This is a genomic window from Glycomyces tarimensis (genome assembly GCF_054776215.1).
Window position 1 is genome coordinate 178,221 of the sequence record NZ_BAAHCB010000005.1, and the last position, 5,410, is coordinate 183,630.

The 5,410-nt window shown below is 71.4% G+C and carries 5 protein-coding genes and 1 riboswitch; of the genes, 4 read left to right on the forward strand and 1 reads right to left on the reverse strand.

The features are described 5' to 3' along the window. Positions 1 to 137 precede the first annotated feature (137 nt). A complete protein-coding gene (locus tag ACYVK3_RS06405) occupies positions 138 to 1,391 on the forward strand; it encodes a coiled-coil domain-containing protein (RefSeq protein ID WP_460496452.1) in 1,254 nt (417 codons plus the stop codon). Positions 1,392 to 1,563: 172 nt separating this feature from the next. Then, positions 1,564 to 3,180, forward strand: coding sequence for a beta-N-acetylhexosaminidase (locus ACYVK3_RS06410; protein ID WP_460496454.1), 1,617 nt, complete (start codon positions 1,564 to 1,566; stop codon positions 3,178 to 3,180). A gap of 260 nt (positions 3,181 to 3,440) precedes the next feature. Here ACYVK3_RS06410 and ACYVK3_RS06415 read toward each other — a convergent pair whose 3' ends face one another. Beyond that, the gene (locus ACYVK3_RS06415) at positions 3,441 to 4,379 is read right to left on the reverse strand and encodes a C40 family peptidase (protein WP_460496456.1); all 939 of its coding nucleotides are present in this window, start codon (positions 4,377 to 4,379) and stop codon (positions 3,441 to 3,443) included. Between the two features lie 8 nt (positions 4,380 to 4,387). Next, positions 4,388 to 4,566: riboswitch (cyclic di-AMP (ydaO/yuaA leader) on the reverse strand. Between the two features lie 191 nt (positions 4,567 to 4,757). Here ACYVK3_RS06415 and ACYVK3_RS06420 point away from each other — a divergent pair. Both ACYVK3_RS06420 and ACYVK3_RS06425 read left to right on the forward strand, forming a co-directional pair. Next, positions 4,758 to 5,123 (forward strand): metal-sensitive transcriptional regulator, encoded by a 366-nt coding sequence (locus tag ACYVK3_RS06420; protein ID WP_460496457.1) that lies wholly within the window; start codon positions 4,758 to 4,760, stop codon positions 5,121 to 5,123. A gap of 30 nt (positions 5,124 to 5,153) precedes the next feature. Further along, positions 5,154 to 5,366 carry a heavy-metal-associated domain-containing protein gene (locus ACYVK3_RS06425; RefSeq protein WP_460496458.1) on the forward strand — a complete coding sequence of 71 codons (213 nt, stop codon included), beginning with the start codon at positions 5,154 to 5,156 and terminating at the stop codon, positions 5,364 to 5,366. Positions 5,367 to 5,410 lie beyond the last annotated feature (44 nt).

Here is a 5,410-nt window from a genome sequence, read left to right on the forward strand (position 1 = left end):
GGCCGCGCGGTGGCGCGGCCGGCGCTCTTCGCCAAGACGAACACGCTCCGCGTGCGTGTCGTCGCCGATTTCGTGCCCGCTGGGCGTGATGATGACTCATCAACCGTTTCCCGTGATTACGTCAACTCTGGAAGACCATGTCGAAATTCTTCGAGGAAACCGGGCCCGAATTCGCCGTCAGCATGCGCGGCTACGACCGCCATCAGGTCGACGAGTTCACCTCCCGGCTGTACCAGAACATCAAGACGACCGAACGGCAGTCCGTCGATGCCCAATCCGCCCTGGACCACGCCGAGAGCCAGTTGCGCCGTTCCGAGGAGCGGATCGCCGCCCTGGAGCGGCGCGTCCGCGACCGCGCCTCCCAGATCGCCGAGCAGGAGCAGCCGACCCTGGCCGGGCTCGGCGCCCGTGTCGAGAAGATCCTGCGCGCCGCCGAGCAGGACGCGGCCGTGCAGCGCGAGGACGCCAGGCGCCAGCAGGCGGTGATCCTGACCGAGGCCCGCGCCGAGGCCGAGACGATGACGCGCGCGGCGCGCGCCGAGGCCCTCGAGACGACCGCCACCACCGAGCAGGACGTCGCCGAGATCCGCGCGCGCGCCGTCTCCGAGACCACCGAGCTGCGCGAGAACGCCCGCCGCACGCACGACCTGGCCTGCACCGACGCGAAGCGCGAGTGCCAGACGATGCAGAGCCAGGCGCGGTCGGAGGCCGAGAAGCGGCGTTCGGCCGCCGAGCGGGAGATCGCGGTGCTGCGGGCCACGGCCGAGCGCGAGGTCACCGAGGTCAAGGCCATGGCCGCGCGGGAGGCCGACGAGCAGAAGGCCGCGGCCCAGCGGCTCATCACCGAGGCCGTCGAGCACCGCAAGAAGAAGACCCAGGAGCTCACGCTCGCCGAGGCGGACCGGCGCGAGCGCGCTCAGAAGGAGGAGGCCGACCGGCATCAGCAGGCCATCGCGACCGCGCAGCGGATCGTCGCCGAGGCCGAGGAGCGGCTCGCGGTCGCCGAGGAGCGGGCTCGCACCGCCGAGAACCGGGCGATCGAGCGGCGCGAGGAGGCCGACCAGCAGGCAAGGGACGCGCTCCAGCGCTCCAGCGACCAGGCCAGGTCGATCAGGGCCGAGGCCGAGACCGAGGCCGCGCGGCTGCGGCGCAGCGCGATCGAGCGCGCCGAGGAACGCGTCCAGCCGCTGGCCGAGGAGGTCGCGACGCTGCAGCGCCAGCGCGACAGCGCCGGCTCGAACCTGGGGGACCTGCGCCGCCAGCTCGGCATGGTCTCCGGGGGTGAGGAGCGTCGGTCGTCGTTCGAGCCCGAGTCGGCCCCGGTGCCGATCAACCGGCAGCGCGAGCCTTCGGACATGGACTCGACGCAGCAGTTGCCGATCGTGCGTTAGCGCCGGTGTCGAGGGCGGCCGGACCGCGGCGGGGGACGCCTCCGCCGCGGCACCGATCGACGGTTCGAGGGCGCCGTCGATCGGGACTGGCCGGCCTCGGCGCATACCTATATTATAAATAAACTGAACTATTAATTGAGGACGCCGACGCCTAACCCACAGGAGCCCCCGCATGCAGCGCCGCCTATCGCTGATCCCACAGCCGCAGCACCTCGCCGACGCCGGAGGCGAGCTCGATCTCGCCTCACTGGGAGCCGTCGTCGCCGCCGACCCCGAGACCACCGGCCTCGCCTGGCTCCTGTCCGACCTGCTCGCGCGCGGCACCGGTCTGCGCCTGGCCGTCGTCGACGCCTTCGACGGCCCGGCCGTGCGCCTGCGCCTCGAAGGCGCCCGCCCCGCCGACTTCACCACCGACTCCGAGGCGTATGCGCTCACGACCGGGCCAGGCGGGGTCGACCTCGCCGCCGCGCACCCGGCCGGGATCGCCCGCGGCATCGCCACGCTGCGCCAGCTGCTGCCCGCCGACGCCCTGCGCGCCGCCCCGGCCGCGCCGGCGGTCGTGCCGTGCGTCGCGATCGAGGACGAGCCGCGGCTGCGCTGGCGGGGCGTCATGGTCGACGTCGTCCGCCACTTCCAGCCCAAGGAGTTCGTGCTCGCGATGATCGACCGGGCCTGGCTCCACCGGCTCAACGTCGTCCACCTCCACCTGACCGACGACCAGGGCTGGCGCGTCGAGGTGCCGGGCCGGCCCGAGCTGACCGAGACCGCGTCGTGGCGGGCCGAGACCGTCGTCGGGCACGCCCGCGGCGCCGCGGGCTTCGACGGCACCCCGCACGGCGGCTTCTACACGCTCGCCGACCTGCGCGAGATCGTCGCCTACGGGCGCGAGCGGCATGTCACCGTGGTTCCCGAGATCAATCTGCCGGGCCACACGCGCGCCGTCCTGGCCGCCTACCCCGAGCTCGGTGCGGGCCCCGGCAAGCCGGTCGCGACGACGTTCGGGGTCTTCGAGGAGGTCCTGGAGCCGACCGAGGCGGCCCTGGAGTTCGCGCGCGACGTGTTCAGCGCGGTCGCGGCGGTGTTCGACTCGCCGTTCATCCACATCGGCGGCGACGAGGTGCCGACGGTGCAGTGGGAGTCCTCGCCGGCGGCGAAGGAGCTCATGGACCGCGAGGGGATCGCGGACGTCCGCGGCGTCCAGGCGTGGTTCACCAGGGCCTTCGCCGACCACATCGGCTCGCTGGGCCGGCGGGTGATCGGCTGGGACGAGATCCTCGACGGCGGCGCCCCCGCCGAGGCGGTGGTGTCGGTGTGGCGCAACGAGGCCTATGTCAAGAAGGCGGCCGCGGCGGGCCACGAGGTCATCGTCGCGCCGGAGCCGTACGTCTACTTCGACAGCTACGAGGGCGACGGTCCCGAGGAGCCGCTGCGCATCCACGGGCATATCCCGGCCGCGAAGGTCGCCGACTGGGACCCGGTGCCGGCGGGGGTCGACCCGGACTCGGTGCTCGGCGCGCAGTGCCAGCTGTGGTCGGAGTACATGCCGAACGCCCGGGACGTGGAATACGGTGCCTTCCCGCGCCTGGCCGTCTTCGCCGACGTCGCCTGGGCCTCGATGGAAGCCCGCGAGGCCGAGCCGGTCATGGAGCGCTTGCGGGGCCACCTGTCGCGCCTGGACGCCATGGGCGTCGGCTACCGGCCGCTGGAGGGCCCGAAGCCGTGGCAGTCCGGCGGGACCGGCAGCCGCAAGCGCTTCGACTGGGCGGCCGAGGAGCAGCCCGCCGGATAACCGCCGTCTATACAGTGCGACGTACATTGTACGCCGTACAGTGTATTTCGCATCGTGCGCATCGGACGCCGTGGAGCGGATGCGGGGCCTGGCAGGTAGGCCCCGCATCCGCTGTCAACCACCGTTCTTCGAGGGTGGCTTGTGCCGCTTTGCGGCCGTCTCTACCATGAGATGGCCCCCGGCGGCGGCGCTTGCGCATTGCGGGTCAGCAACGGGAGCGCCCGCGCCGACGCCGGGGAGTCTCTATGGGGCGGCGGGCCCTAGGGCCGACCGTAGCCTTGGATGTCCATGATGTCGATGTCGGCGATCCTCACCACGTCCCCGGTGCGCGGGGCGTGGATGATCTGGCCGTCGCCGATGTAGAGGCCGTCGTGGCCCAGCCCGGAGTAGAAGACGATGTCGCCCGGCTGCAGCTCGCTGCGGGAGACCCGCGCGGTCTCGTTCCACTGCATCTGGACGTTGTGCGAGAGGGTGACCCCGACGCTGCCCCAGGCGCCCTGCACCAGACCCGAGCAGTCCCACGAGTCCGGACCGCCCGAGCCGTACGAGTACGGCTCGCCGAGCTGGTCGTAGGCGAAGGCCACGACGCCGGAGTCGCCGCTGTAGTCGCCCCAGTCGGTCGGCGGCGGCTCGGGGGTGACCTGTTCGAGCAGGATCTCGAGCTCGTCGATCTCGGCCTCGATCTGGTCCTGCTGCTCGGCGAGGTCGGCGAGGATCTCGTCGGAGTCGGCCTGGAGCGCCTCGAGCTCCTCCTTGCGGGTCTGGAGCGCGACCGCCTGCTCCAAGTGCTGCTGGAGCTGCGCGTTCTCGGCGTCGGTGAGGCTCTGGAGGTACGTCAGCCGGTCGGTGAACTCGTCCGGGTCGCCGTTGAGGATCGAATTGACCATCGCCATGTCGCCGCCGGTGTAGGCCGCGGCCACGATGTCGGCGACCTGATCGGTGCTCTCGGCCGCGGCCTGCTCGAGCGCGGGCAACTCGGCCTCGATGTCCTCGATGAGGTCGGCGGCGTCCTCGAGCTCCTCGTTCTTGGCGTTGTAGTCCTCGATGACGAGTGCGAGTTCGGCGTTGCGCTCGGCGATGTCGGCCTCGACCTCCTCGGGGGAGGGCTCGGCGGTGGCCTGACTCGCGCTCAGGACCGTCGCGGAGGCGGGCACGAGCAGGACGGCCGCGAGGGCGGCGACCAGTTGCCGGGTACGCACCAGTGATGCGCTCCTTCCTTCGGCCGCCTACCGGGTTAGCTGTCGGATTCGGGCGGGAAGAAGGTTCGCCCTACCCGCCCGAAGGCGGGATTCACCCCGATCGGCCGAGACGCTCGCGCCGGGCCGATCGCCCTGGTTCCCCGGTTCGCCGGCGCTGGGGCGCTCGGCGATTCGGCGGTGTCGCACGGCGACCGCGGGGTGCGGTCGAAGTTTCCGACGCGACGGCTTCACGTTAGAGCCAAGGGGCGGAGATGACAAGGGCGGGTAGAGAATTTCTCTTGGAATGGCACGGAATACTACGGGCCGCGTCACGGGAATGACGAGCAGTTGTCGATATACCCCTCTGGGGTATAGACTGCCACTACGGAGGTACACACCATGGCAAGCGACGAGAGCACCCACGGGGCCGCCCCAGCGGACGGCCCGCAGGCCGCGCCGAGCGGTCACCACGAGGGCACCGGCTACTGGTACCACGGCGACAAGGCCGCGCTCCAGCGTCGGCTGCGCCGCATCGAAGGCCAGGTCCGAGGTCTGCAGCGGATGGTCGAGGACGACGAGTACTGCATCGACATCCTCACGCAGATCTCCGCCTCCACCAAGGGCCTGCAGGCCGTGGCGCTGAACCTCCTCGAAGGCCACATCGCGCACTGCGTCGCCGAGGCGCAGGTCAAGGGCGATCCCGCCGAGGCCGAAGCGAAAGTCAAGGAGGCCACTGACGCGGTCGCCAGGCTGCTCAGGACCTGACCCGTACGCACGATTCCAAGGAGAGCGAACATGCAGACCACCTACCTCGTCAAGGGCATGACCTGCGGCCACTGCGCCAGCGCGGTGACCCAGGAGGTCACGGCCCTGTCCGGCGTCGAGAACGTCGACGTGGCCGTCGACTCTGGCAAGGTCACCGTCACCAGCACCGAGGAGCTCGCGACCGACGCGGTCCGCGAAGCGGTCGACGAGGCCGGCTACGAACTGGTCGGCGTCGCCGAATAACCGGCGCGGGGGGGGGGGGGGGGGGGGGGGGGGGGGGGGGGGGG

What these genes read in the sequence shown, in the direction of transcription:
- ACYVK3_RS06420 (WP_460496457.1), top strand. Translation starts at nt 4,758, where the DNA reads ATGGCAAGCGACGAGAGCACCCACGGGGCCGCCCCAGCGGACGGCCCG.
- ACYVK3_RS06410 (WP_460496454.1), top strand. Translation starts at nt 1,564, where the DNA reads ATGCAGCGCCGCCTATCGCTGATCCCACAGCCGCAGCACCTCGCCGAC.
- ACYVK3_RS06405 (WP_460496452.1), top strand. Translation starts at nt 138, where the DNA reads ATGTCGAAATTCTTCGAGGAAACCGGGCCCGAATTCGCCGTCAGCATG.
- ACYVK3_RS06425 (WP_460496458.1), top strand. Translation starts at nt 5,154, where the DNA reads ATGCAGACCACCTACCTCGTCAAGGGCATGACCTGCGGCCACTGCGCC.